The organism is Saccharopolyspora sp. NPDC049357 (genome assembly GCF_040677225.1).
Taxonomy (GTDB): domain Bacteria; phylum Actinomycetota; class Actinomycetes; order Mycobacteriales; family Pseudonocardiaceae; genus Saccharopolyspora.
This window is the reverse complement of sequence record NZ_JBFAQJ010000009.1, coordinates 145815-171085: the sequence shown is the minus strand read 5'-3', so window position 1 is coordinate 171085 and position 25271 is coordinate 145815. Positions and strand designations below refer to the sequence as shown.

The 25271-nt window shown below is 70.4% G+C and carries 20 protein-coding genes; 8 read left to right on the top strand and 12 right to left on the bottom strand.

The window, feature by feature from the left end; translation table 11 throughout:
* Positions 1–233 precede the first annotated feature (233 nt).
* From AB0J91_RS10675 to AB0J91_RS10665, 3 genes are all read left to right on the top strand, one after another.
* Positions 234–1895 (top strand): DNA repair helicase XPB, encoded by a 1662-nt coding sequence (locus AB0J91_RS10675; protein ID WP_363793288.1) that lies wholly within the window; start codon positions 234–236, stop codon positions 1893–1895.
* A gap of 120 nt (positions 1896–2015) precedes the next feature.
* The gene (locus AB0J91_RS10670) at positions 2016–2609 is read left to right on the top strand and encodes a suppressor of fused domain protein (protein WP_363793290.1); all 594 of its coding nucleotides are present in this window, start codon (positions 2016–2018) and stop codon (positions 2607–2609) included.
* A 159-nt stretch (positions 2610–2768) separates the two neighbouring features.
* Positions 2769–3749, top strand: a complete 981-nt coding sequence (locus tag AB0J91_RS10665) for an o-succinylbenzoate synthase (RefSeq protein WP_363866453.1) — start codon at positions 2769–2771, stop codon at positions 3747–3749.
* Positions 3750–3777: 28 nt separating this feature from the next.
* On the opposite strand, the gene AB0J91_RS10660 is transcribed toward AB0J91_RS10665, so the two are convergent.
* The 7 genes from AB0J91_RS10660 to AB0J91_RS10630 all read right to left on the bottom strand — a co-directional run bounded on the left by AB0J91_RS10660 (position 3778) and on the right by AB0J91_RS10630 (position 12131).
* Positions 3778–4572, bottom strand: a complete 795-nt coding sequence (locus tag AB0J91_RS10660) for an SRPBCC family protein (protein ID WP_363866450.1) — start codon at positions 4570–4572, stop codon at positions 3778–3780.
* Between the two features lie 214 nt (positions 4573–4786).
* Positions 4787–5641: a xanthine dehydrogenase family protein subunit M gene (locus AB0J91_RS10655; RefSeq protein ID WP_363866448.1), complete on the bottom strand. Its 855-nt coding sequence runs from the start codon at positions 5639–5641 to the stop codon at positions 4787–4789.
* Complete coding sequence (locus tag AB0J91_RS10650) at positions 5638–8070, bottom strand: xanthine dehydrogenase family protein molybdopterin-binding subunit (RefSeq protein ID WP_363866446.1); 2433 nt, start codon at positions 8068–8070, stop codon at positions 5638–5640. The genes AB0J91_RS10655 and AB0J91_RS10650 overlap by 4 nt, the downstream gene beginning before the upstream one ends.
* Positions 8067–8633, bottom strand: coding sequence for a (2Fe-2S)-binding protein (locus AB0J91_RS10645; protein WP_363866443.1), 567 nt, complete (start codon positions 8631–8633; stop codon positions 8067–8069). The genes AB0J91_RS10650 and AB0J91_RS10645 overlap by 4 nt, the downstream gene beginning before the upstream one ends.
* A gap of 111 nt (positions 8634–8744) precedes the next feature.
* Positions 8745–9860, bottom strand: coding sequence for an XdhC/CoxI family protein (locus tag AB0J91_RS10640; protein WP_363866440.1), 1116 nt, complete (start codon positions 9858–9860; stop codon positions 8745–8747).
* Positions 9861–9917: 57 nt separating this feature from the next.
* Positions 9918–11066: a VWA domain-containing protein gene (locus AB0J91_RS10635; RefSeq protein ID WP_363866437.1), complete on the bottom strand. Its 1149-nt coding sequence runs from the start codon at positions 11064–11066 to the stop codon at positions 9918–9920.
* A gap of 201 nt (positions 11067–11267) precedes the next feature.
* Positions 11268–12131, bottom strand: a complete 864-nt coding sequence (locus tag AB0J91_RS10630) for a MoxR family ATPase (RefSeq protein ID WP_363866522.1) — start codon at positions 12129–12131, stop codon at positions 11268–11270.
* Positions 12132–12217: 86 nt separating this feature from the next.
* Between AB0J91_RS10630 and AB0J91_RS10625 the strand changes: the two genes are divergently transcribed.
* Entirely contained in the window at positions 12218–12784 is a 567-nt protein-coding gene (locus AB0J91_RS10625; protein WP_363866434.1) for a suppressor of fused domain protein, read from the top strand.
* Between the two features lie 54 nt (positions 12785–12838).
* Here AB0J91_RS10625 and AB0J91_RS10620 read toward each other — a convergent pair whose 3' ends face one another.
* The 5 genes from AB0J91_RS10620 to AB0J91_RS10600 all read right to left on the bottom strand — a co-directional run bounded on the left by AB0J91_RS10620 (position 12839) and on the right by AB0J91_RS10600 (position 19361).
* A complete protein-coding gene (locus AB0J91_RS10620; protein WP_363866431.1) occupies positions 12839–14836 on the bottom strand; it encodes a beta-N-acetylglucosaminidase domain-containing protein in 1998 nt (665 codons plus the stop codon).
* Between the two features lie 140 nt (positions 14837–14976).
* Positions 14977–16611, bottom strand: coding sequence for a chaperonin GroEL (gene groL / locus AB0J91_RS10615; RefSeq protein WP_132623251.1), 1635 nt, complete (start codon positions 16609–16611; stop codon positions 14977–14979).
* A gap of 231 nt (positions 16612–16842) precedes the next feature.
* On the bottom strand, positions 16843–18039 hold the full coding sequence (locus AB0J91_RS10610; protein ID WP_363866428.1) for a serine/threonine-protein kinase: 1197 nt from the start codon (positions 18037–18039) through the stop codon (positions 16843–16845).
* Between the two features lie 117 nt (positions 18040–18156).
* The gene (locus AB0J91_RS10605; protein WP_132623257.1) at positions 18157–18360 is read right to left on the bottom strand and encodes a cold-shock protein; all 204 of its coding nucleotides are present in this window, start codon (positions 18358–18360) and stop codon (positions 18157–18159) included.
* Positions 18361–18677: 317 nt separating this feature from the next.
* A complete protein-coding gene (locus AB0J91_RS10600; RefSeq protein ID WP_363793313.1) occupies positions 18678–19361 on the bottom strand; it encodes a TIGR00266 family protein in 684 nt (227 codons plus the stop codon).
* A gap of 213 nt (positions 19362–19574) precedes the next feature.
* On the opposite strand from AB0J91_RS10600, the gene glp reads away from it, so the two are divergent.
* From glp to pssA, 4 genes are all read left to right on the top strand, one after another.
* A complete protein-coding gene (glp, locus tag AB0J91_RS10595; RefSeq protein WP_363866425.1) occupies positions 19575–20801 on the top strand; it encodes a gephyrin-like molybdotransferase Glp in 1227 nt (408 codons plus the stop codon).
* 99 nt (positions 20802–20900) lie between these two features.
* On the top strand, positions 20901–22859 hold the full coding sequence (locus tag AB0J91_RS10590; protein ID WP_363866422.1) for a M48 family metallopeptidase: 1959 nt from the start codon (positions 20901–20903) through the stop codon (positions 22857–22859).
* Positions 22860–23556: 697 nt separating this feature from the next.
* Positions 23557–24270 (top strand): phosphatidylserine decarboxylase, encoded by a 714-nt coding sequence (locus AB0J91_RS10585; RefSeq protein WP_363866419.1) that lies wholly within the window; start codon positions 23557–23559, stop codon positions 24268–24270.
* Positions 24267–25199: a CDP-diacylglycerol--serine O-phosphatidyltransferase gene (gene pssA, locus AB0J91_RS10580; RefSeq protein WP_363866416.1), complete on the top strand. Its 933-nt coding sequence runs from the start codon at positions 24267–24269 to the stop codon at positions 25197–25199. Before AB0J91_RS10585 ends, pssA begins: the two co-directional genes overlap by 4 nt.
* The last annotated feature ends 72 nt before the right edge of the window (positions 25200–25271 follow it).

Genomic DNA, 25271 nt, shown 5'->3' with positions numbered 1-25271 from the left:
CCCACCACCCCGGCACCCCCACAATCCCCCGTCCGCCGGGCGGCGCACCTCCCGGCGGACGACGCGGGCGCGGGCTCGTGGGCGATTTGAGTCACTTCGCGCCGCTGCTGGGACTGGACCCGGCGAGGGCGGTGTTGCCCGAGTGGAATACTGGGCCGGGAGTCCGTCCGGTGGCTGCCGACAGTGCTGATCACCTGCGGAAACTCCACCCGATCCCCGAGGGAGCGCTCACCTTGACCGACGGACCTCTGATCGTCCAGTCCGACAAGACGTTGCTGCTCGAAGTCGATCACGACCTCGCCGATGACGCGCGCACCGCCATCGCACCCTTCGCCGAGCTGGAGCGCGCGCCGGAGCACGTGCACACCTACCGGATCACGCCGCTCGCGCTGTGGAACGCGCGCGCCGCCGGGCACGACGCCGAGCAGGTCGTCGACGGACTGGTCCGCTTCTCCCGCTACCCCGTGCCGCAGCCGCTGCTGGTCGACATCGTCGAGACCATGGGCCGCTTCGGTCGCTTGCAGCTGACCAACGACCCCGCGCACGGCCTCGTGCTGGTCTCCGTGGACCGCGCCGTGCTCGAAGAGGTCCTGCGCAACAAGAAGATCGCCCCGATGTTCGGCGCTCGCCTCGACGACGACACCGTCGTCGTGCATCCCAGCGAGCGCGGACGTCTCAAGCAGATGCTGCTCAAGGTCGGCTGGCCCGCCGAAGACCTCGCCGGCTACGTCGACGGCGAAGCGCACCCCATCGAGCTGGAGCAGGACGGCTGGAACCTGCGCGACTACCAGCGCCAGGCCGTGCAGTCGTTCTGGGCCGGAGGCTCGGGCGTCGTCGTGCTGCCCTGCGGCGCAGGCAAGACGCTGGTCGGCGCGGCGGCCATGGCCGAGGCGGCGGCGACCACGTTGATCCTGGTCACCAACACCGTCGCCGGCCGCCAGTGGAAGCGCGAGCTGATCGAGCGGACCTCGCTGACCGAGGAGGAGATCGGCGAGTACTCCGGTGAGAAGAAGGAGATCCGGCCGGTCACCATCGCGACCTACCAGGTGATCACCCGCCGTTCCAAGGGCGAGTACAAGCACCTGGAGCTGTTCGACTCCCGCGACTGGGGCCTGGTCGTCTACGACGAGGTGCACCTGCTGCCCGCCCCGGTGTTCCGGATGACCGCCGACCTGCAGTCCCGGCGCCGGCTCGGCCTGACCGCCACCCTCGTCCGCGAGGACGGCCGGGAAGGCGACGTGTTCTCGCTGATCGGCCCCAAGCGCTACGACGCCCCGTGGAAGGACATCGAGGCCCAGGGCTGGATCGCGCCCGCGGAGTGCGTCGAGGTGCGGGTGACGCTGACCGACAACGAGCGCCTGCAGTACGCCACGTCCGAAGCCGAGGAGCGCTACAAGCTCTGCGCGACCGCGCGCACCAAGGCCCCGGTGGTCAAGGCGATCCTCGACCAGCACCCGGACGAGCCCGCCCTGGTCATCGGCGCCTACCTGGACCAGCTGCACGAGCTCGGCGAGGCGCTGGAAGCGCCGATCATCGAGGGCTCGACGAAGAACAAGGAGCGCGAGGAGCTCTTCGACGCGTTCCGGCGCGGCGAGATCAGCCGGCTCGTGGTGTCCAAGGTCGCCAACTTCTCGATCGACCTGCCCGAGGCCTCGGTCGCCGTGCAGGTGTCGGGCACCTTCGGGTCCCGGCAGGAGGAGGCGCAGCGGCTCGGTCGGCTGCTGCGGCCCAAGGCCGAGCGCAAGCAGGCGCACTTCTACTCGGTCGTCTCGCGCGACACCTTGGACACCGACTACGCCGCGCACAGGCAGCGGTTCCTCGCCGAACAGGGCTACGCCTACCGGATCGTGGACGCCGATGACCTGCTCGGCCCGGCAATCCCGGACGCCGGGTGACGGAAACTCCGGGTGAGCCCCGGATAGCTGTCACCCAAAAGGGGCCCGCGTTCGGCTGCTTTGCAGCTACCGTTGCGATGAACGAACGCAGCGTCTGAGCTGCAAGACACTGGAGATCGGATGGAAACCGAGCACGAACGGCCGGCGATGGGCGGTGCGCACCGCTTCGTCGGCCTCGCGGAGAACCTGGAACGCTACGCCGGCGCCCCCACGGGAGCCGAGCCGCCGAACGTGAACGGCACCAACCGCGGCTACGGTCTGGTGTTCTTCCACCTCGAGGAACTCCATCTGACGACGGTGATCAGCAGCGGCCTGCGGTTCCAGCCGCTGGGCGTCCACCCCGCCCAGGAGCTGGCCTGCACGGTCTACCGGGAGCAGGCCGAAGCCGCCCGACACCTGGTCGACCTCACCTCGGAACTGCTGGTGCAGAACCGCACCTTCCTGGTCCCCGACCAGATAGTGCCGAACGAGAAGCCGCTGCTGCCGGGAACCGAGTTCCACGGCGTCCTGGCCAGCGGACATCCGATCTTCCCGTCGGAGTTCACCCGCTTCACCGACCCGGAGGGCACCGAGCAGCTCCAGGTCTTCACCCTCCTCCCTGTCACGCTGGGCGAGCTCAACTACATCCTCGACCACGGCGTCACCGCCCTGCGCCAGCAGTGGGCCCGCTTCGAGGTCGACGTCTTCGACCTCGGCCGCCCCAGCGTCGCGTAACCCCCGTCCGAGGCCGTCCGATCACGGACATCACCTCGTCAACCCGATTTCAGTGGAAGTCTGGAACCGGATTTCAATGGAAATCGGGGGCGGACTTCCACTGAATTCCGGCTGCACCTCGGGGGCGCGGAGGTGGGTTCGGGCTGAAAGGATTGGGTCATGGCGAGCTTCGATCCAGCGGAACTGGACGCCGTGCGGGTGTACGCGTTGCCGATGCGGAACCGGTTTCGCGGGATCACCGTGCGACGCGGGGTGCTCATGTCGGGACCTGCCGGGTGGGGCGAGTTCTGCCCGTTCGAGGACTACGACGACGCCAGCGCGGTTCCGTGGTTGAAGGCGGCGTTCGAGGCGTGCGGTGAGCACTGGCCGGAGCCGGTCAGGGACCGGATCCCCGTCAACTGCACCGTCCCCGCCGTGTCCGCCGAGAAGGCCGCGCAGATCGTGGCGCGCTCCGGGTGCCGGACCGCGAAGATCAAGATCGCCGATCCCGGCCAGACCGCCGCCGAAGACCTGGAGCGGGTCGCCGCCGTCCGGGACGCGCTCGGGCCCGACGGCGCGATCCGGGTCGACGCCAACGCGGCGTGGGACGTCGACACCGCCGTCAGCCGCATCCGCGAGCTCGACGCCGCCGCCCAGGGCCTGGAGTACGCCGAGCAGCCGTGCCCGAGCATCGAGGAGCTCGCCGCCGTGCGGCGCAAGGTCGACGTGCGCATCGCCGCCGACGAGAGCATCCGCCGCGCCGAGGACCCGATGCGCGTGGCCGTGGCCGGAGCGGCCGACGTGGCGATCATCAAGGCGACGCCGCTGGGCGGAGTCCGCCGAGCGCTGCAGGTCGCCGAGGCGTGCGGTCTGCCGTGCGTGGTGTCCTCGGCGGTGGAGACCAGCGTGGGCCTGTCGGCGCAGCTGGCGCTGGCCGGCGCGCTGCCCGAGCTGCCGTTCGCGTGCGGGCTGGGCACCATGGCGCTGCTCGACGGCGACGTGGTCGCCGATTCGCTGCTGCCCGAGCAGGGATTCCTGCCGGTGCTGTCGAAGCCCCCGGAGCCCGACCCGGCGCTGGTCGCGGCCGCCACTCCCCCCGCCGACGTGCAGCGGTGGTGGCTCGACCGGCTCGGCCGGGTCGGAGCGCTCCTGCGGGACTGAGGCTCGAGCCCCGCACCTGGGGAAGTGCTTACGAGGCGCGCTTGCGGGCGCGGCGCTTCTTGAAGCGGCGCAGCACGATGAACGCCACCAGCAGACCGATCACCGCCGGGACGGCCCGCTTGAGGACCGGTGCGCCCGCGGTGCCCAGCAGGTCGATGGCCTCGTCGTTGGCGGCCGGCTCGGCGATGGTGGTCGAGCTCGGCGAGTCGGCGCTGGCCGGGGTGACCCGCCAGCTGGTGTCCTTGCGGGCCGAACCGACCGCGGCGCCCGCGGCCGCCGACCCCGCTGCCGCGGCGGCACCGTTGCCGTTGGCGCCACCCGCGGTCTCCGTGCTCTGCGGCTCGGCCGACGCCTTCTCCTGCGCGGCCGGGACCTCCTGCTCGGACTCCAGCTTCTTGGCGAGGTTGTCGGCGAACTGGTTCAGGATCTTGCCGCCCACCTCGGAGATCAGGCCGCGGCCCAGCTGAGCGGGCTTGCCGGTGACCTTCAGGTCGGTGTCGACCGTGCCGGAGGTGGTGCTGCCCTCGTCGGTCAGCGTGACCACGACCGTCGCGGCGGCGGTGCCGCTGCCGCGCGAGTCCTTGCCGCTGGCGTCGATGACCAGCCGCCGGTTCTTCTCGTCGATGTCCTTGAAGACACCGGTTCCCTTGTACAGCAGCGTCACCGGTCCGAGCTTGACCTTCACCGAACCGGCGAACTCGTTGCCCTCGGCCTTGGTGAGCGTGGCGCCGGGCATGCACGGAGCGACCCGTTCGGGGTCGGTCATCGCCTTCCACGCCGCATCGATCGGCACCGGAACGCTGAACGTGTGCTGCATTTCCACTGGAAGGTCCTCCTGATTGACCGTGCTCGGCTCAGGCGCAGAGCCATCGTTTCAGTCTGAAGCTATAACGCAGTCCACCCACCAGCCTCCCAGGCCGGACGGCGTGCCGATAGCCCGATCGGCTCAGCGGGAAGGACCACCCGCTCACAACAACGATTCGGGTCTGGCGGCAATTCCGCGGAACGCCGCCAGACCCGATCTTCGCGGGAGCGGATCAGCCGCCTGCCGCCGCCAGCACCGCACGTCCGGTCAGGACTTCGGCGAGGTGTTCCCGGTAGTCGGAATCAGCGCTGGAATCACCTGTCGCGCTGGTGCCTTCGGTCGCGTGCCGGGCGGCCGCGCGGACCGCCTCGGCCGTGGCCTGCTGGCCGACCAGCGCCTGCTCCACACCCATCGCGCGGATGGGGGTGGCGCCCATGTTGGTCAACGCGATGCGCGCTTCGGCGATGGCACCGCCGGAAACCCGCACCGCTGCGGCGACTCCGACGATCGACCACGCCTGGGCGACGCGGTTGAACTTCTCGTAGTGCGCGTTCCAGCCGGTCCACTTCGGCATCCGCACCTCGACCAGCAGGTCGGTGGGTTCCAGCGCGGTGGTGAAGTAGTCGACGAAGAACTCCGACGCCGGGACGGTGCGCCGGCCCGAGGGACCGGCGATGACCATCTCCGCGTCCAGCGCGAGCGCCGGGGCCGGCAGGTCACCGGCCGGGTCGGCGTGCGCCAGCGAACCGCCGAAGGTGCCCCGGTGGCGCACCTGCGGGTCGGCGACGGTGCGGGTGGCCAGCGTGATCAGCTCGGCGTGCTGCTGGATCAGCGGGTCCCGCTGTACCTCGTAGTGGGTGGTCATGGCGCCGACGACGAGCTTGTCGCCGTCCTCGCGGACGCCCCGCATCTCCGGGATGCGACCGACGTCGACGATCGTGCTCGGATCGGCCATCCGCATCCGCAGCACGGGCAGCAGGCTCTGCCCACCGCCGAGCACCTTGGCGTCCTCGCCCGCCGCCGCCAGCGCGGCGACGGCCTCGTCCACGGTCGAGGGCGCGACGTATTCGAACTGGGCCGGGATCACCGGGTACCTCCATGGGGGTTCATCGAGCCGAGTCCGCCGCCGGCCTCCGGCGCCGTCTTCCCGGACGCGCGAGCGCCGGTCACCGCCCGCCACACGCGCTGCGGTGAGCAGGGCATCTCGACGTCGTTGACGCCCATCGGCCGCAGCGCGTCGACGATCGCGTTCACCACCGCGGGTGTGGAGGCGATCGTTCCCGCCTCCCCCACGCCCTTGACGCCCAGGGCGTTCGAGGTCGCGCGGGTCTCGGTGCGGTCGGTGGTGAACTCCGGCAGGTCGGCCGCCGAGGGCACCAGGTAGTCGGCCAGCGTGCCCGTGGTGAGCGTGCCGCCCTCGTCGTAGACGGCCTCCTCGTAGAGCGCCTGCGCGATGCCCTGGGCGAGACCGCCGTGCACCTGGCCCTCCACGATCAGCGGGTTGATCACCGATCCGATGTCGTCCACGCACACGTACTTGCGGATCTTCACGTGCCCGGTCTCGGTGTCCACCTCGGTCGCGCAGAGGTGGGTGCCGTGCGGGAACGAGAAGTTCTCCGGGTCGAACGTCGCGTCGGAGTCCAGGTTCGGCTCCACCCCGTCGGGCAGGTCGTGCGCGGCGAACACCGCGAGCGCGACCTCGCCCATCGCCACGCCCCGATCGGTGCCGCGCACGCCGAACCTGCCCGAGGAGAACTCCAGGTCCTCCTCGGCGCATTCGAGCATGTGCGCGGCGATCGGCCGGGCCTTGTCGATGACCTTGTCGGCGGCGGCGACCACGGCCATGCCGCCCACGGTCAAGGAGCGGGAGCCGTAGGTGTCCATGCCGCGCGGCGAGACCTGGGTGTCGCCGTGCAGCACCTCGACGTCGTCGAAGGCAACGCCGAGCCGGTCGGCCACGATCTGACTCCACGCCGTCTCGTGCCCCTGACCGTGCGGGGAGGAACCGGTGACGACCTCGACCTTGCCGGTGGGCAGCATCCGGATCGCCGCGTGCTCCCAGCCGCCCGCGCCGTAGGACAGCGACCCCAGCACCCGCGAGGGCGCCAGCCCGCACATCTCGGTGAAGGTGGAGATGCCGATGCCCAGCTGGACCGGGTCGTTCTCGCGACGGCGCCGCTCCTGCTCCTCGCGCAGCGAGGTGTAGCCGAACAGCTCCATCGCCTTGTCGGTGGCGGCCTCGTAGTTGCCCGAGTCGTAGGTCAGGCCCGCGACCGTGTCGTACGGGAACTCCTCGTGGGCGATCCAGTTCTTGCGCCGCACCTCCATGGGTTCCATGCCCAGTTCGGCGGCCAGCTCGTCCATCATCCGCTCGATGCCGAAGGTGGCCTCCGGTCGCCCGGCGCCGCGGTAGGCATCGGTCGGCGTCTTGTTGGTGAACACGTTGGTGCAGCTGAAGTGGTACGCCGGGATCTTGTAGATCGAGTTGAACATCAGGGCGCCCAGGATCGGCACGCCCGGTGTGACCAGCCGCAGGTAGGCGCCCATGTCGGCGAGCAGTTCGACCTTGAGCCCGGTGATCCGGCCGTCGCGGGTCGCCGCCATCGACAGCTTCTGGATCTGGTCCCGGCCGTGGTGCGCCGAAACCATGGTCTCCGAGCGGGTCTCGGTCCACTTCACCGGACGGCCGAGCCGCTGCGCCATCAGGAACGCGAGGACCTCCTCCGGCGTGACCTGGAGCTTCCCGCCGAAACCGCCGCCGACGTCGGGTGCGATGACCCGGATCTTGCTCTCGGCGACGCCCAGCGTCATGGCCAGCATGACCCGCAGGATGTGCGGGACCTGGGTGGCCGACCAGACGGTGATCTGCTCACCGGTCGGGTCGACGACGACCGAGCGCGGCTCCATGAACGCCGGGATCAGCCGCTGCTGGCGGAAGGTCCGCTCGACGAGCACCTCCGCGCCGGACAGGGCCTGCTCGACGTCACCGCCGGTCCCGGCCTCGGCCGAGTCGAAGGTCCACACGGCGTTGGTGTTGGTGCCCAGGTCCTGGTGGACCAGCGGCGATCCCGATTCGATCGCCGAGGGCATGTCCAGCACGACCGGCATGTCCTCGTAGTCGACGTCGATGGCGTCCATCGCGTCGCGCGCCTCGGCGGCCGAGCGGGCGGCCACCATCGCCACCGCTTCACCCGCGAAGCGCACCTCCTCGACGGCCATCGCCGGGGCCGCCGGGGCCTTCATGTCCTCGGTGATCGGCCACGCGCAGGGCAGGCTGCCCTGGACGTCGGCGATGTCGCGGCCGGTGACGACCGCGACCACGCCGGGAGATTCCTTGGCGGCCTCGGTGTCGATCGCGGTGATCTTGGCGTGCGCCATCGGTGAGCGCAGGATCGCCAGGTGCAGCGTTCCGCTGGGCGCGAGGTTGTCGGTCCAGCGCGTGCGGCCGGTGATCAGCCGCGCGTCCTCCTTGCGCTTGCGGGAACGCCCGAGTTCCGGCTCTGCCACAGCGGTCATGACTGGCGACCTCCCGTGGCCTCGGCGCCGGTCCGCTCGTCGGCGGGCTTGCGCTGCATGGGCGTGTCATCGGTGTGCTCGGCCGCGGGCCCTGCGCCGGGTTCCATGCGCTGGGCGGCGTCGCGCACCGCTCGGACGATGTTCTGGTAGCCCGTGCAGCGGCAGAGGTTGCCCTCCATGCCCTCGCGGACCGCCTGGTCGTCGGGTTCGGGGTCCTCGGCCAGCAGGTCCAGCGCCTGCATGATCATGCCGGGGGTGCAGTACCCGCACTGCAACGCGTGGTTGTCGTGGAAGGCCTCCTGCAGCGGGTGCAGCTTGCCGTCCTGGGCCAGCCCTTCGATGGTGGTCACGTCGTGGCCGTCGGCCTGGACCGCCAGGACGGAACACGACTTCACGCTGTGCCCGTCCATGTGGACGGTGCAGGCACCGCAGTTGCTGGTGTCGCAGCCGACTACGGTGCCGACCTTGCCGAGCCGCTCGCGCAGGTACTGCACGAGCAGCGTTCTAGGTTCCACTTCATCGGTGTAGTTGGTGCCGTCTACGTTGACGGTGATGCGGGACATGGAACGGCCTCCTCGCCAGGAGCGCGGACGTTCGGGAACACGACTATCCGCCGAGTGACGGATGTCACTCCGCTAGAGGGTCCTACGCCGTTCCGGCGAGAGCAAGCGGGCTCAGTCGTGGTGGATCGGACCCTCCACGTCCGAGAGCCTCACACCGCGGCCGCCCCAGCGCAGCGCGATCAGCTCCGCGGCGATGGAGACGGCGGTCTCCTCCGGGGTCCTGGCGCCCAGGTCGAGACCGATCGGCGAGGACACGCGGGAGAGCTCCTCCTCGGTGACGCCCTCCTCGCGCAGCCGCGTCAAGCGGTTCTCGTGCGTGCGGCGCGAACCCATCGCGCCGATGTAGCCGACGTCCATGCGCAGGGCTTCCTTGAGCACCGGCACGTCGAACTTCGGGTCGTGGGTGAGCACCATGACCGCCGTGCGCTCGTCGAGGCGCCCCTCCTCCGCTTCCTGGGCGAGGTAGCGGTGCGGCCAGTCCACGACGACGTCGTCGACCCCCGGGAAGCGGCTGTTGGTGGCGAACACCGGGCGCGCATCGCACACCGTCACCCGGTAGCCGAGAAAAGCACCCATCCGGGCCATCGCGGCGGCGAAGTCGATCGCGCCGAAGACGAGCATGCGCGGCGGCGGCTCGAACGAGTTGACGAACACCCGCATGCCCTCGCCGCGGCGCTGCCCCTCCGGGCCGTACTCGATGACGCCGCTGCGACCGCTGGCCAGCATGCCGCGCACGTCGTCGATAACCGCGTCGTCCACCCGCGACGCGCCGAGCGTGCCGCGCACCCGCTCGCGCCAGATCAGCAGGTGGGTGCCGACCTTGGCCTGCTCGGGGTGCTCGATGACGGTCGCGACCGCCACCGGCTCCTCCGCGCGCACCGAGGCGGCGACCTCGTCGAGGTCCGGGAAGGTCTCGCGGTCGATCCGCTCGACGAAGATGTCGAGGATCCCGCCGCAGGTCAGGCCCACCGCGAAGGCGTCGTCGTCGCTGACGCCGTAGCGGCGCAGCACCGGTTCCGAGCCCTTCAGGACCGTGGAGCCCTCCTCGTAGACCGCGCCTTCGACGCAGCCGCCGGAGACGCTGCCCACGGCCTCGCCTTCCCGCGTGACCAGCATCGACGCACCCGGCGGGCGTGGGGCGGAGCGGAACGTGGCCACCACGGTGCCCAGCCCGACGGACTCGCCGGCCTCCCAGCGCTTGGTCAAGTCATCCAACACGTCACGCACGGTGCACCTACCTCCACGGGCCGTCCTGGCCCCTCCAAGCATCCACCCGGGCCGGTGTCAGGCGAAACCGACCGGCACGCCGGGGAGCTGCTCCCCGGACTGGGAAAGTCTGCGAACCCATGACCAGATGTCTTCCAGCGACCTCAGACTGTGACCGGCCACCATCCGGTCAACGTGCGGGAGGGCCGCCACAATTCCGGATTGCACGGGTTGATATCCGTCGTGGCCCGCGTGCGGGTTCGCCCAGATCACGCCGCGAGCCAATCTGTGCAGCCGGCGCATCTGCTCGGCCAGGTCGGTGGCGTCGCCGCGCTCCCAGCCGTCGGAGAAGAGCACCACGACGGAGCCGCGCGCCATGCCGCGCTGACCCCACCTGTCCAAGAACACCCGGAGAGTGTCGCCCAGTCGTGTGCCGCCGGAGAAGTCGGGGACCGCGCGAGAAGCCGCCTGCAACGCGGATTCCGGATCGCGCTGGCGCAACTGCCTGCTCACGCGGGTCATCCGGGTGCCGAGCGTGAAGACCTCCGTGCTCGCCGGAGCCCGGCGGACCACGACGTGCGCGAAGCGCAGCAGCGCGTCCGAGTACGGGCTCATCGAACCGGAGACGTCGATGAGCAGCACGACGCGACGAGCACGCCGCGAGCGGTGCTGCCGGGGCAGGCGCACCGGCTCGCCCCCGGACCGCAGCATCGCGCGCAACGTGGCGCGCGGGCTCAGCGCTCCGCGCTTGCCCGGCTCGCGCCGCAACGCCGGGCGCGTCGGAGGTTCGAGGCGCAGCACCGCCAGCATCCGGCGGAGGTGGTCGCGTTCGGCAGCGCTGAGCTCGGTGACATCGCGGTTGCGCAGCACCTCCGCGTCGCTGGCGGCCGCCGCGAGGGGATCATCGGACTCCCCCTCGCCCTCTCCGTCGGACGTCTCGGCCGTCAGCGCCGCGATCTTCGCGGGGCGCGACACCGGCTTCCCGGGCTGTTCCACCTGCATCGGCTCCGCGCTGAACCAGGTCTCGAACGCGGCGTCGTAGCGCGCGACGTCATCGGGCTCGGAACACAAGGTCAACCGCCCGGCCCAGTACACGCCCTCCCGCTCGTCGAGCCCAATTTGCTCCACCGCAGCCAGGAAGCTCTGCACCCGATTCGGCCCCACGGCCATCCCCGAGTGCCGCAGAGCCCGCGCGAACCCCACCAACCCCGTCACGGTCTCCACCATCACCACACCTCCCAACGCAGGTCACCACCCGTCCCACGGATTTCAGTGGAAACCGGGCCCCCAACTTCCACTGAAACCGGGAACCCGACTTCCACTGAAATCCGGAACCCGACTTCCACTGAAATCGGGGACCCAAGTTCCACTGAAATCGGGGACGCGAGTTCCACTGAAGTCCGGTTTCCGAGTTCCACTGAAGTCCGGTCAGGGGGTGAGGATGCCTGCTGAGCGGACTCTTTCCGCGTCTTCTCGGTACTTGAGGACCGCGCCGAGGGTCGTGGCGGCCGTTTCCGTGTCCAGTGACGTGGCGCCCAGGGCCTGGAGGGCTTGGGTCCAGTCGAGGGCTTCGGCGACGCCCGGGGGCTTGAGGAGCTCCATCTGGCGCATGCGCTGGAGGGCCGCGGCGACCTGCTCCGCCAGGCGACCGTCGACGCCCGGCAGGCGCCGACGCAGGATCGCGACCTCTCGCTCCAGGTCCGGGTGCTCCAGCCAGTGGTAGAGGCAGCGGCGCTTGAGGGCGTCGTGGACCTCGCGGGTGCGGTTGGAGGTGAGGATGACGATCGGCGGCTCCTCGGCGCGGACCTCCCCGTACTCCGGGATGCTGACCGCGTACTCCGAGAGCACCTCCAGCAGGAACGCCTCGAACTCGTCGTCGGCGCGGTCGATCTCGTCGACCAGCAGCACGCACGGCGCCTCCTGCAAGGCGCGCAGCAGCGGCCTGGCCAGCAAGAATCGCGGGGTGTAGAGGGAGGACTCGGCCGCGTCGGCGTCGAGCTCACCGCGGGAGGCCGCTTCCAGGGTGCGCAGGTGCAGCAGCTGCCGCGGGAAGTCCCAGTCGTAGAGCGCCTGGGCCGCGTCGATGCCCTCGTGGCACTGCAGGCGGATCAGGTTCACGCCGAGCGCCGCTGCCAGGGCCTGCGCGAGCGCCGTCTTGCCGGTGCCCGGTTCACCTTCGGTCAGCAGCGGGCGACGCATCCGCATCGCCAGGAAGGCCGCGGTCGCGATCCCGTCGTCCGGCAGGTAACCGGTGTCGTCCAGCGCCGCCGCGACCTCGGCCGGTGATTTCATCTCGAGAGCGTCAGCCACCCCCCGAGCCTATTCGACCGGACGCATCCACCCCATAGGATGCGCGTCGGTCGAACTAGAGGTGGGGCATGAGCAGGTTCAAGGGGTTCCCGGCGCACGTGGAGACGCACGTCGGACGCGTTCGGGGTGCCGACAGCCGGAGCGCCGGTGGGCGGGAGCGGGCCTACAACCTCGTCTACTGCGACCACGCCGACGGCACGCACGTGACCGTGCTGACCAGCGGACTCCGCGAGCACACCGCCGGAGCACCGCTGCCGCAGGAGCTGCTGTGCACTCTGCGCCGGGATCAGGAGGTCTACGCCAAGCACCTGGTGGGCGTGGTCGCCGAGCTGCTCACCGAGTCGCAGGCGCGCGTCGGCTACGGCGCGCTGATCATGAACGACCGCATCCTGCTGCCGGACACGGCGATCGCGGGCGCGATGGCGGCACCGCACCCGTACCTGGGCGACGAGTTCGACGTCCTGCTCGACGAGGGCGTCCCCGTCCTGCAGCTGATCACGCTCGTTCCGATCACCCGCGCGGAGTCGCAGCTCGTGGCGCGCTTCGGCCGCGACGCGCTCTACGACAGGTGGGAGGCCCAGGAGATCGATCTGGTCGACATCTACCGAGACGACGCCGGCAGCGGGCAGTTCTAGTCCGAACCGACCGGGTTGATCACGGGCGGTTCGGACGACTGCCCGGTGCCCTGATCACCGCAGGCCGGGGGCCTCGGTCAGGAACGCGTCGAGGACTCCGTCCGCGACCAGGACCTGACCCGCCGGGCGGACCTCGGCGGTCGTGGAGTGGATGCGCTCGGCCGCGTCCGCCGCCCAGCGCGCCTCGTCGAAGCGCGCCTTGGCCATGGCCTCATCGCCGGAAGCCCGGGCTTGCAGGCCGTCGGCCGTCGCGAGCAGGGCCTGCCCCCACTGGTCGGTCGCGGTCAGCCAGTGATCGGTGTCGGTGACGAAGTCCCTCGGCGCTCCGGTGCGAATGCGTTCCGGGGCGTTGGCGACGAGCTCCGCGTAGGCCCGCAGGTCCCGCACCGCCGCGCGGCGGTCGCCACCGGTCCACGCCGCGCGGAACGCGTCGAGGCGGCGGGACAGCTCCGGAGCGGGCGGCAGCCAGGCCGAACCGTTGGCGACCGGGGCCATGTGCTCCAGGTCGAAGAACGCCAGCAGCGCCTCCGCGGTCGCCGGATCCGCCTGCACGCCGGGAGAATCACCGGCGAGCCGCTTGCCCGCCAGGTACTCGGCCGCGGCCCGCCAGGCCCGCTGCGGGTCGAAGTCCTCGTCGTTCCAGGAGAAGTCGGCCGCACCGATCTCCACGACCTTGCTCGCCGCCGCCTGGTTCATCGGGTTGACGACGTCACCGGCCAGCTGATCGCTGAGCCCGCGCTCGCGCTTGTCGTAGGAGCCGAGCATGATCCGGCCACGCGAGCCGTTGAAGTCGTTGACCGGGTAGTTGTCCCAAAGGAAAACCTTTCGGCCCCACACGGTTTCGGCCTGCTCGGCGTCGGAAACGGTGATCTGGCGCGGGATCACGCCGTCGCCGGTCCACATCACCAGCACCCTCGGGTCCAGCGCTTCGCGGATCGCCGTCTTGTACTCCGAGTCCTCGACGTCGGAGTACTCGGTCGGCACGAACTGCAGCGGCGCCACCCCGGGGTGGGTGTCGACGAACTCGCGCTGCACCTTGTTGAGCAGGTCGGCCTGCGCCCGCCCGGCCGAGCCCTCCGAGGGACGGCCGTAGGCGCGCTCGTCACCCGCGCAGTTCCAGCGCGTGTAGGAGATGTCGTCCAGCGGCAGCGAGAAGTCGCGGACGCCCTCGTCGTACATGGCCTGCAACTTCGCCTGCAGCGCCTGGAAATCGCGCGGATCGCTGTAGCAGATGGAGTTGCCCGGCGAGAGCGCGAAGGTGAACTTCACGTGGTGCGCACCGGCCTGCCCGATCAGCTCGCGGACCTCGCCGAGCTCCTGCGCCGGGTAGGGCTCGCGCCACTTCTCGCGGTGGTACGGGTCGTCCTTGGGCGCGTAGATGTAGGTGTTGAGCTTGACGTCGCCGTAGAACGCCAGCTGGTCCATCCGCTCCTGGTGCGTCCACGGCGGGCCGTAGAAGCCCTCGATCGCGCCGCGCAGCGGCATCGCCGGCCGGTCCAGCACGGACACTCCCGCGATGCGGCCGGGCGAGACGAGCTGCCGCAGCGTCTGCACCCCGTAGTAGGCCCCGGCCGGGTCGGATGCGCCGATGAACACCTCCATGTCGGTGTCCGGGCGCACCGCCAGCACGTACGCCTCCTTGTCCATCGGGACCGGGGCACCCATGCCCGCCTCCTGCAGGCCCTTGACCACGGTCGGCGAGGTGCGCTCGCCGATCCGCACCCGCAGCGAGGCATCGGTGGCGGGAGCGCCCGGTTCGCGGATCGCGACCTCGTCGGCCCCGGCGAGTTCGAGCACCTGCTTGGCGAGGTCCTTGGTCTGCCGGTCCACCAGCGGGTCCACCACGACCTCGACCTTGCCGCGGACCGCGACGTCGTCGCCGAGCCTGTCGAGCAGCTCCGGCTGCGGCACCACCGACGGCACGCCCTCACCGGGCAGCGCGTCGGAGCTCTGCGGGGCCGGCTGCTCCGGTGGAGGCGCGGTGTTCGTGCACCCGGCCAAGGCCATGATCCCGGCCACGCACACCGCGAACGACCTGGAAAAACCGCGCATCGAACTCCCCATCCAATCCACCGGCGACGCCCCCCAGTCCAACACACCCGGAGATGACCCGAATGGGTCACCTGTTCGCGTGACGCACAGCAGAAGGGCCGCCCCCGATGGGGACGGCCCTTCTCAGCTCGGGACTGGACTCAGAAGCCCATGCCACCCATGCCACCGGTCGGGTCGGCGGCGGCAGCCGCGTCCCCGCCCTTCTCCGGCTTGTCCGCGACCACGGCTTCGGTGGTCAGGAACAGCGCGGCGATCGACGCGGCGTTCTGCAGCGCCGAGCGGGTGACCTTGGCCGGGTCGATGACGCCGGCCTGCACCAGGTCCTCGTACTCGCCGGTCGCGGCGTTGAGGCCGTGGCCGGAGGTGAGGTTCTTGACCTTCTCCGCGACGACGCCACCCTCGAGACCGGCGTTGACCGCGATCTGCTTGAGCGGAGCCTCGACGGCCAGCTTGACGCTGTTGGCACCGGTCGCCTCGTCGCCCTCGAGCTTGAGGCCGTCGAAAGCGGTCTGCGCGGCCTGCAGCAGAGCCACGCCACCACCGGCGACGATGCCCTCCTCGACCGCGGCCTTGGCGTTGCGGACCGCGTCCTCGATGCGGTGCTTGCGCTCCTTGAGCTCGACCTCGGTCGCCGCACCGGCCTTGATGACCGCAACACCGCCGGCCAGCTTGGCCAGGCGCTCCTGCAGCTTCTCGCGGTCGTAGTCGGAGTCCGAGCGCTCGATCTCGGCGCGGATCTCGTTGACCCGGCCGGCGATCTGCTCGTCGTCGCCAGCACCCTCGACGATGGTGGTCTCGTCCTTGGTCACCACGACCTTGCGGGCCTGGCCCAGCAGGCTCAGGTCAGCGGTGTCCAGCTTGAGGCCGACCTCTTCGCTGATGACCTGACCACCGGTGAGGATGGCCATGTCCTGCAGCATCGCCTTGCGGCGGTCGCCGAAGCCCGGGGCCTTGACGGCGACGGACTTGAAGGTGCCGCGGATCTTGTTGACCACCAGGGTCGACAGGGCTTCGCCCTCGACGTCCTCGGCGATGATCAGCAGCGGCTTGTTGGCCTGCATGACCTTCTCCAGCAGCGGGAGGAGGTCCTTGACGTTGGAGATCTTGCTGCTCAGCAGCAGGATGTACGGGTCGTCGAGGACGGCCTCCATGCGCTCCGTGTCAGTCACGAAGTACATGGAGATGAGGCCCTTGTCGAAGCGCATGCCCTCGGTGAGCTCGAGTTCGAGCCCGAAGGTGTTGCTCTCCTCGACGGTGATGACGCCTTCCTTGCCGACCTTGTCCATCGCCTCGGCGATGAGCTCGCCGATCTGGCGGTCGCCGGCGGAGATCGCGGCGGTGGCGGCGATCTGGTCCTTGGTCTCGATTTCCTTGGCGTTCTTGAGCAGCTGCTCGGCGATCGCCTCGGTGGCCTTCTCGATGCCCTTCTTCAGAGCGATCGGGGAGGCGCCGGCCGCGACGTTGCGCAGACCCTCGCGAACCAGGGCCTGGGCGAGCACGGTGGCGGTGGTGGTGCCGTCACCCGCGACGTCGTCGGTCTTCTTCGCGACCTCCTTGACCAGCTCGGCCCCGATCTTCTCCCACGGGTCCTCGAGCTCGATCTCCTTGGCGATCGAGACGCCGTCGTTGGTGATGGTCGGCGCGCCCCACTTCTTCTCGAGCACGACATTCCGGCCCTTGGGGCCGAGCGTCACCTTGACGGCGTCGGCGAGGGTGTTCATGCCGCGCTCAAGACCGCGGCGGGCGTCCTCGTCGAACGCGATCATCTTGGCCATTGCGGTGTGGTCCTCCACCTGTCTGGACGCCGACGGTGCACACTGGGGCGTGCACGACGGCAGGACTCTGCTCGGCCAGGCTCGGTGCCCGCGACGGACGATCGCGCGACGACGCCGTCATGTGGCGCCGCCGGAACGACCTCACCGTCCCGACCTGGCACTCAACCTTGATGAGTGCCAGTACCGTGTTTAGCACTCACCGATGCCGAGTGCAAGCGACCTGCCTCGGTCTCACCCTCCGGCGGTCGGCACCGACGTGGGCAGCTCGGCGGTCGACGGCGTGCTCCCGGAGCTCGACCCGCTCCCGGACGTGGCCATCGCCACGAACAGCAGCACGATCACCAGCAGCGCGACGCCCACCAGCACCGGCACGATCCACTTCGCCGCACCGCCGGACGAGGTCTTGGTGAACGACGAGGACCCGGCGGGCATCGGCGGGCGCAGCCGCACCGGCTGCTGCTGGTAGCCGGGGTAGGACTGCTGCGGGTACGGCCCGGACTGCTGGGGCGCCTGCTGCGGGAACGGCTGGGAGACGGGGTGCGCGGGCTGCGGCACCGGCTGCTGCGCGACGCGCGGCGGCGCCGGGGCCTCCCCGGCGGCCGGGCCGAGCGCGGTGCGGGCCGCGGCGATCAGGTCCTGGCAGCTCGCGTAGCGCTGGTCGCCGCGCTTGGACATGCCCCGGCGCAGCACCTCGTCGATCGGCGGCGGCAGCAGCACCAGCGATCCGGGCGCCGGCGGCTCGGCGCCCAGATGCCCCTGGATGACCTCCTGGACCGAGCCCGGGAACGGCGGACGCCCGGTCAGGCAGGCGAAGAGCATGCAGGCCAGCGCGTACTGGTCGGTGCGGCCGTCGACCGGCTCGCCGCGCAGGTGCTCGGGGGCGGCGTAGGTCGGCGAACCCAGGAAGTCGCCGGAGGACGTGCGGTGGCCGGTCGCGCCGCGCCGGGTCAGCCCGAAGTCGGCGAGGTAGACGTGCTCGTGCGAGGACTCGCGGGAGGTGACCAGCACGTTGGCCGGTTTGAGATCGAGGTGCACCAGACCGCGCTCGTGCAGCATGTCCAGCGCTTCGGCGATCTGCCCGAGCAGCTCCAGGCTGCGCTTCGGCGAGATCGGCCCGTCGGAGATCAGCCCCGCCAGATCGGTGCCCTCGACGAGCCGCATCGCGATGAACAGCATGCCGTCGACCTCGCCGAAGTCGTACAGCGGCACGATGTTCGCGTGGTCGATCGCCGAGGTGTTGCGGGCTTCGTCGACGAAGCGCTCGCGGAACTCCGCGTCGCCGGTGATGTGCTCCCCCATCACCTTCAACGCGACCTTGCGGCCGAGCCGGACGTCGGTGGCGCGGTACATCACGCTCATCCCACCGCGACCGAGCACGCCGTCGATCTTGTAGTGGCCCAGCCTACGACCGGTCAAATCTTCCGACACGTTCCGCAGCCTAACCGGCTGAGATCACGTGCGGGTGCGGGTTTCGCGGGATGGCGCGCTGCGGCCCGGTCCCCCACCAGGAACCGGGCCGCACGACGACCTTGTGCGAAGTTCTCTTCAGACCTTGCGAACGCCGTCGGCTTGAGTTCGGCCATCGCGGCCGGCTTTCACCTCGAATTCGACCCGATCCCCTTCAGAAAGGGTGCGGAAACCAGACATGTCGATTGCGGAGTAATGGACGAACACATCGGATCCACCGTCCGTCGCGATGAATCCGTAGCCCTTCTCCGAGTTGAACCATTTGACCGTGCCGACCGCCACGGCGTCCTCCTCAAGAAATGTGATGCACGACGCTAGCGCCGCTGGAGCATCGGCCACACTACTCCGGAAAATCGGGCTCGTCGCGGGTCCGCCAATACGACTTTTCCGTTAAACGCTGGGCCGAACGGGTGGCTTCTCCGGACACGTTCCGTCATCAACAGGAACTAATTCCCCCGACTGTCGCAATCGCATTCAAACCCGCACCAAAACCGGCGACGAATGCTCCCGCCGGGAAACCGACTCGCGACAACGACCTGACCGAATGGGTCAGACCAATTGCGGTCCAGTGCAATGCGCGATCGTTTTCAACGAGCGAATCAGGAGCGCGGACCGAGGCCATTCGAGCGCAACCAGCCGACCAGTCCGCGCGGGTTGCGTGTCTGGGTCAGCACCTGTCCCGGCCCGGCGAAGTCGAACACCAGGCCCTCGCCGCTCTTGAGCGACTGCGCCACGCCCTGGTTCATCTGCCGCAGCTGGCTCTGCACCGTGTCGGCGTAGGCGACGACGTGACCGGTGTCGATCGTGATGTACTCGCCGGGCTGCAGGGTGACCACGTCCAGCGCGCCGTAACAGGCCACCACCGCCGAGCCGTGCCCGCTGAGCCGGGTCAGGAACCCGCCCTCGCCGCCGAAGAGGTTCTGGAAACCGCCCCACTGGGTCTCGACCTGCACCGTGCTCGCCGAGGCCAGCCAGCAGCCCTTCGTCACGCACCAGCCGACCCGGCCGTCGAGCTCCAGCACGTTGAGATCACCGGGCAGCGTCGGCGCCACGTCGACCCAGCCGCCCTGCTGCGGCGCGGTGTAGGTGGAGACGTAGAAGGACTCGCCGCCCAGCGCGGATCGGGCCAGCGACTTGAAGAAACCGCCCTGCGCGCGCGACTCGACGGTCACCCCGTAGCTGGTGGCCAGCATCGAACCGGACTCCACCCGCACCGGCTCCCCCGGTGCCAGCATCAACCGGGCGACCCCGTACGACGGCGTGTGACGAGTACGGACCTGCACAGCACAACCCCCTTCAGGGCCCCACCGGTCGGCGCGGGCACGGCGATTCTATGTAGGTGGCACCGAGTCCTGGGAACTCCGCGCCACCAGCCGGAGAACCCGTGCTCGGGGGTGTCGGCGTGAGGAGAACCGGGCATTGTGCCATCGCGCCGAGGAGCGACCAATCCCACGCCGATGGCGACACGACGGGTGCCCATGACAGATGATGCGTGCGTGTCGTCCAACAACCCCGCCCACGAGCTGACGTCGGTCGCCGACCACCGGGCGAAGGTCGCTTCACTGCTGACCCGCACACCGGTCGAGACCCGTCCGCTGCAGAACTGCCTCGGCCTGGCCCTGGCCGAGGACCTGATCGCCCCGATCTCGCTGCCGCCGTTCAGCAACTCCGCGATGGACGGCTACGCGGTCCGCTCGGTCGATCTGACCGAGGCGACGCAGGACGAGCCGGTGAAGCTGCCGGTCCCCGAGGACATCCCCGCCGGCCGGGTGGACGTGCCGCCGCTGCAGCCCGGCACCGCGCACCGGATCATGACCGGCGCCCAGCTGCCGCCGGGCGCCGACGCGGTGATCCCGGTGGAGCGCACCGACGCGGGCACCGAGACGGTGGCCCTGTTCGGTTCGGTGCAGCCGGGCGCCCACGTGCGCCGCGCGGGCGAGGACGTCGCGGCGGGCACGACCGTGCTCACCGCGGGCACCCGGCTGGGCGCCGCTCAGCTGGGCGTGGCCGCCGCCGTCGGCATCGCCGAGCTCCCCGTGCACCGGCCGGTGCGGGTGCTGGTGCTCTCGACCGGCTCCGAGCTGGTCGCGCCCGGGGAAGAGCTGCAGCTCGGGCAGATCTACGAGTCCAACGGGCTGATGCTGGCCGCCGCCGTGCAGGAGGCGGGTGGTGAGCCGACGATGCTGCGCTTCGTGCCCGACGACGTCGACGCCTTCCACGAGGTGCTGCAGGCCCACCTGGACTCCGCCGACCTGCTGATCACCTCGGGAGGGGTCAGCGCCGGGGCGTACGAGGTGGTCAAGGACGCCCTGGCCGGCAACGGCGTGGAGTTCACCAAGGTCGCGATGCAGCCGGGGATGCCGCAGGGCTGCGGCCGCTACCGGGACGCGTTCGCGGTGGTCACGCTGCCCGGCAACCCGGTGAGCTCGATGGTCTCGTTCGAGGTCTTCGTGCGTCCGGCGATGCTGGCCGCGGCCGGGCACGCCACGACCACGCGGCACCGGCGGCAGGCGGTGCTGGCCGAGTCGCTGAACGCTCCCTCGCGCAGGCAGCAGTTCCGGCGCGGGGTGTTCGACCCGGTTTCCGGCGAGGTCAGCCTGCAAGGAGCTCCGGGTTCACACCTGCTGGGCAGCCTCGCGAGGGCGAACTGCCTGCTCGCGATCCCGGAGGACGTGACCGAAATGCCCGCTGGGTCCACTGTGGACGTGGTGTTGCTGGACTAGATCAAGTCGATATCGCTTGTCACACCATCGTTGACGGTTCGACTTTCGGTCGCGAAGACTGCCAGTCCGACCTTCCACTTCCCCTCCGGAGTTTTGCACGTGCGTGGCCCCTGGCGCGCCGCCTTGGCGCTGGCGTTGCACATCGGTTTCTTCGTCGTGTCCCTCGGCCTGGTCGCCGGCCTGCTGATGATGGCGGGCATGACCTTCCGCCGCGACACCGTCGGAGGGATGAAGGTCGCCTTCGCCGCCGTCGTCGTCGGCGCGATCTTCGTCATCGGCCTGCGGGCGGTGCTGCGCAACCGGGTCCGCCCGCGCGGCGTGCCCGTGGACCGGGTCTCCCAACCCAACCTGTGGCGCACGATCGACCAGCTCGTCGACGCCACCGACTCCCCGCTGCCCGACGAAATCCGCATCACCTCCGAGCCCGGCGTCGCCATCCGCGAGAACACCGCCTTGCTCGGCCTGCGCACCCGCACCCGGTACCTGGAGATCGGGTTGCCGATGCTGGCGGCGCTGACCACCTCCGAACTCGGCGCGTCGCTGGCGCACGCGGTCGGTCGCCTCACCGGTCGCAGCAAGCTGACGGTGACCGCCCACCGGGTGCTGGCCAGCGTCCAGCGCACCGTCGACGGGCTCACCACCGGCCCGGTGAAGTGGCTGTTCGTCGGGTACGCGCGGTTGTTCACCGCCATCGCGGTCACCACCACCAAGGAGCTCGTGCTCGCAGGGGACGCCGCCGCGGTGCGCGTCGCGGGCAAGCGGACCGCGGTGATGGCGCTGCGCAAGTCCGTCGCGATCGAGCTCGGCTGGCGGGACTACGCGGACGCGTACCTGAGCATGGCCGCCAGCATCGGCCACGCACCCGACGTGCTGCTGGGCTTCCGCAGCTTCATGGACCACCCGACGCGCAAGCCCGCGCTGGCCGAGCGGGCCAAGCAGGCCATCGCCGACGAGCGCGGCGAGTTGCCGCTGCGCACCAGGGTCGAGCTGATGAAGCGGCTCAAGTCCGCCGACAAGGAGGCCGACGAGCGCCCGGCCTTCGCGATCCTGCGCAAGCCGCGCAACGCCGTTCCCGAGCTGGAGGACCGGCTGCTGGTCGACTCGCTCGGGCCCCGGATGCCGTGGCCGGAGGTCGTCCGGCAGGCCGGAGCGGCGCAGTCCGCCGAGAAGGCCGCGCAGCTCAGCGCTGCCGCCCACCAGTGCGGGCTGGGCGTGGATCCGACGATCCAGGGCATCCTCGCCGCCATCCACCGCGGTCACGGCCGCGACCTCATCAACCCCGTGCTCAACCCGGGCCTGCACCCGTCGATGATCGACCAGACCGCCGAGGACACCCTCACCGAACTCCTCGGCTGCACCGTCGTCGACGCGCTGGTCTGCGCCCGCCGCGCCCACCACGAGCTGGACTGGGGCGGGCCGCCCGCGGTGCGGCTGGCCAACGGCCGCCCGCTGGACCCCGACCGCCTGGTCCGCCCCGCCGTCGCCGACCCGCGGCTCATACCCGGACTGCACCGGGTGCTGGTCGACCTGGGCGTCCCGCTGCACCACACCCGCGAGCCCGCCGATGAACCGGAGCCCTCGCTGGCCGGGATCGTCAGCCCGGTGCAGTGCTCCGGAGAGGCCTACGACCTGCTGGTCAGCGACCGCGGCCTGCTGCTGCTCCCCAGCGACGCCAGCGCCGCGAAACGGCTGCTCGCGGGCACCCTGGCCCGGCTCAGGGAAGCCGAGCAGGAGCAGCTCAGCGAGCTGGCCTCGCGGCCGATCAACGAGCTGCGGGAGCGCTCCGGAGCGCAGTGGGTGGACAGCCGCGACGTGGCCAGCGCCCGCCTCGACCAGGAGAAGGCCGGCTGGTCGCTGGAGCTGGACCTCTACCTCGACGAGTACGCGATGTCGACGCTCGACGAGGTGCGCGTGAGCCCGGGCCGCGACGACGGCGTCTCCGTGCTGACCCTGGGCAGCACCGCCGACGGCGTCGAGCACGGAGATCCGTACCACGGGCTGGCCGAGCTGATGGGAGCCCGCATGGAACTGGACGAGCCCGCCCTGTCCCTGGAATGACCGCCACCCTGACGTGGAGCCATCAGCGGGTTTGTTGACGCGGAGTTACTGAATGCGTTCCCAACGTCCTCCGTTAGCGGCTACGGAGATGCTGTGAACTCGATTACACTAGAAACCGCGTCACGAAACGTTGATCACCGAGTCTCCTTCGTGTCCGCAACGGCACCCTCGCTTGCCGGGTGTCGCGGACCGCGAAAAGAGGGCCGTGCGCCGTCGGGGGGCGCACGGACCCGAAATCAAAGAGGCCGTTCGGCACCTACGGGGAGGCGCCGAACGGCCTCTTTGTTCTCTTGTGGGCGTCGTGGTCCTTCTGCTGAGCGGTGCGGGTAGGGGAACCTGAGCGGCTCCGTGGACTCCGCGCGCCACTCCTGATGTATGCCAATACACGGCGTCGCGGCGTGCTCGCCACGAAGCCGCTCAGAACCCCCGGCGGTGCAGGTTGCTCAGGTGGGGTGAGGAGAAAGCACCTTCGGTGCTTGCCTGACGGTTGGGGGGTTCACCCGTACGTGTGACTCTTGGTCGTCTGGGCGGTAGCATCCGGTTTGAGATACGTGCAGGTCACGCGGGTTGTTCTTGATCGACTGCGCCCCCTGGCGACGGTGGGAACGAGGCGTCCGCGATGCTGTACGTCTACGGCGCAGGCAGGACTACCGCGCCGCGCTGACATGACCTCCGACGCAGGGGCGCGACTACCTCGATGAGCAGCACCCAAGAGAGCCCGCTGGCGCACCTGATCGCGCTGGCCAAGGACACCGTTCCGCCGATGCACCCGGCAGGCAGGCCGTTCGTCATCGGCGCCGCCGTCGCCACGCTGGTGCTCCGCCGCATCTGGCGCCCGCTGGGCGTGGTCGGCGCCGTGCTCACCGCCTGGTGCGCGTGGTTCTTCCGCGAGCCCGCCCGCACCACCCCGACCCGCGAGGGCCTGGCCGTGGCCGCCGCCGACGGCGCCGTCGCGCACGTCGAGAGCGCCGTCCCGCCGGCCGAGCTCGGCTTCGGCGAGACGCCGATGATCCGCATCAGCACCTTCCTCACCATCTTCGACGTGCACGTCCAGCGCGTCCCGGTCAGCGGCAAGATCGACCAGATCGTCTACCGGCCGGGCAAGTTCCTCTCCGCGGACCTGGACAAGGCCAGCGAGGACAACGAGCGCAACTCGATGGCCATCCGCTCCCAGGACGGCACGCGAGTCGCCGTCGTGCAGATCGCCGGGCTCGTCGCCCGCCGCATCGTCTGCGAGGTCGCCGAGGGCGACACCGTGGCCGCGGGCAACACCTACGGCCTCATCCGGTTCGGCTCCCGCGTGGACCTCTACGTCCCCGCCGACAGCAAGGTCCTGGTCGAGCCGGGCCAGCGCACCATCGGCGGCGAGACCCCGCTCGCCGAACTGCCCAGGGGGAAGCGCGACCGATGAGCATGCGGACCACCCCCGGCGTCCGGCTGCTGCCCAATGCGATCACCGTGCTGGCGATGTGCGCGGGTCTGTCCGCGATCCAGTTCGCCCTCAACGGGCAGCTGACCTTCGCGATCGGGTCCGTCGCCGTCGCAGCGGTTCTCGACGGCCTCGACGGCCGGATCGCCCGGCTGCTCGACGCCACCTCCAAGATGGGCGCCGAGCTGGACTCCCTGGCCGACGCGATGTCCTTCGGCGTGGCCCCGGCGTTGACGCTCTACGCCTGGCACATGCAGGACAACCGGGCCGGCTGGGTGGTGTCGCTGATCTTCGCGGTCTGCATGGTGCTGCGGCTCGCCCGGTTCAACACGCTGCTCGACGACGCCGAGCAGCCGCCGTTCACCAAGGAGTTCTTCGTCGGCGTGCCCGCCCCCGCGGCCGGGCTGCTGGCGCTGCTGCCGCTCGCCCTGACCGCGCACTTCGGCTACCCGGGCTGGTGGGCCAACCAGAGCGTGGTCATGGTGTGGATGGTGCTGATCGCCGCGCTGGCGGTCAGCCGGGTGCCCACCCTGTCGCTGAAGACGGTGAAGGTCCCGCCGAAGATCGTGGCCCCGCTGCTGGTGGGCGTCGCTCTGCTGGCCGCGCTGGTCGTGGTGTTCCCGCTGATCTCGCTGGCCGTCGCGATGGTGCTGTACCTGCTGCACGTGCCCTACGCGGTCTACCGCTACCAGTGGCTCTCGCGGCACCCGGAGGCGTGGGACGCCGCTCCCCGGGAGCGCCGGGCGATCCGCCGCAACACCCAGCGCCGCCTGGGCATCCGCCCTCCGCTGCGCCGCAGCGTGGCCGGTGCCGCGCGGCGCGTGCGACTCCCCCGCCGCCCCACCGGGCCGGGACACCCCCGGCGCAGCTGGCGCCGCCTCGAACTCCGCCGCAACCGCGACGACTACTGAGGCACGTGGCGGTTCTGGTCCGAACTGTCCGGGCGAACAGGACATCGATCATGGACGGTTCGGACCACGACC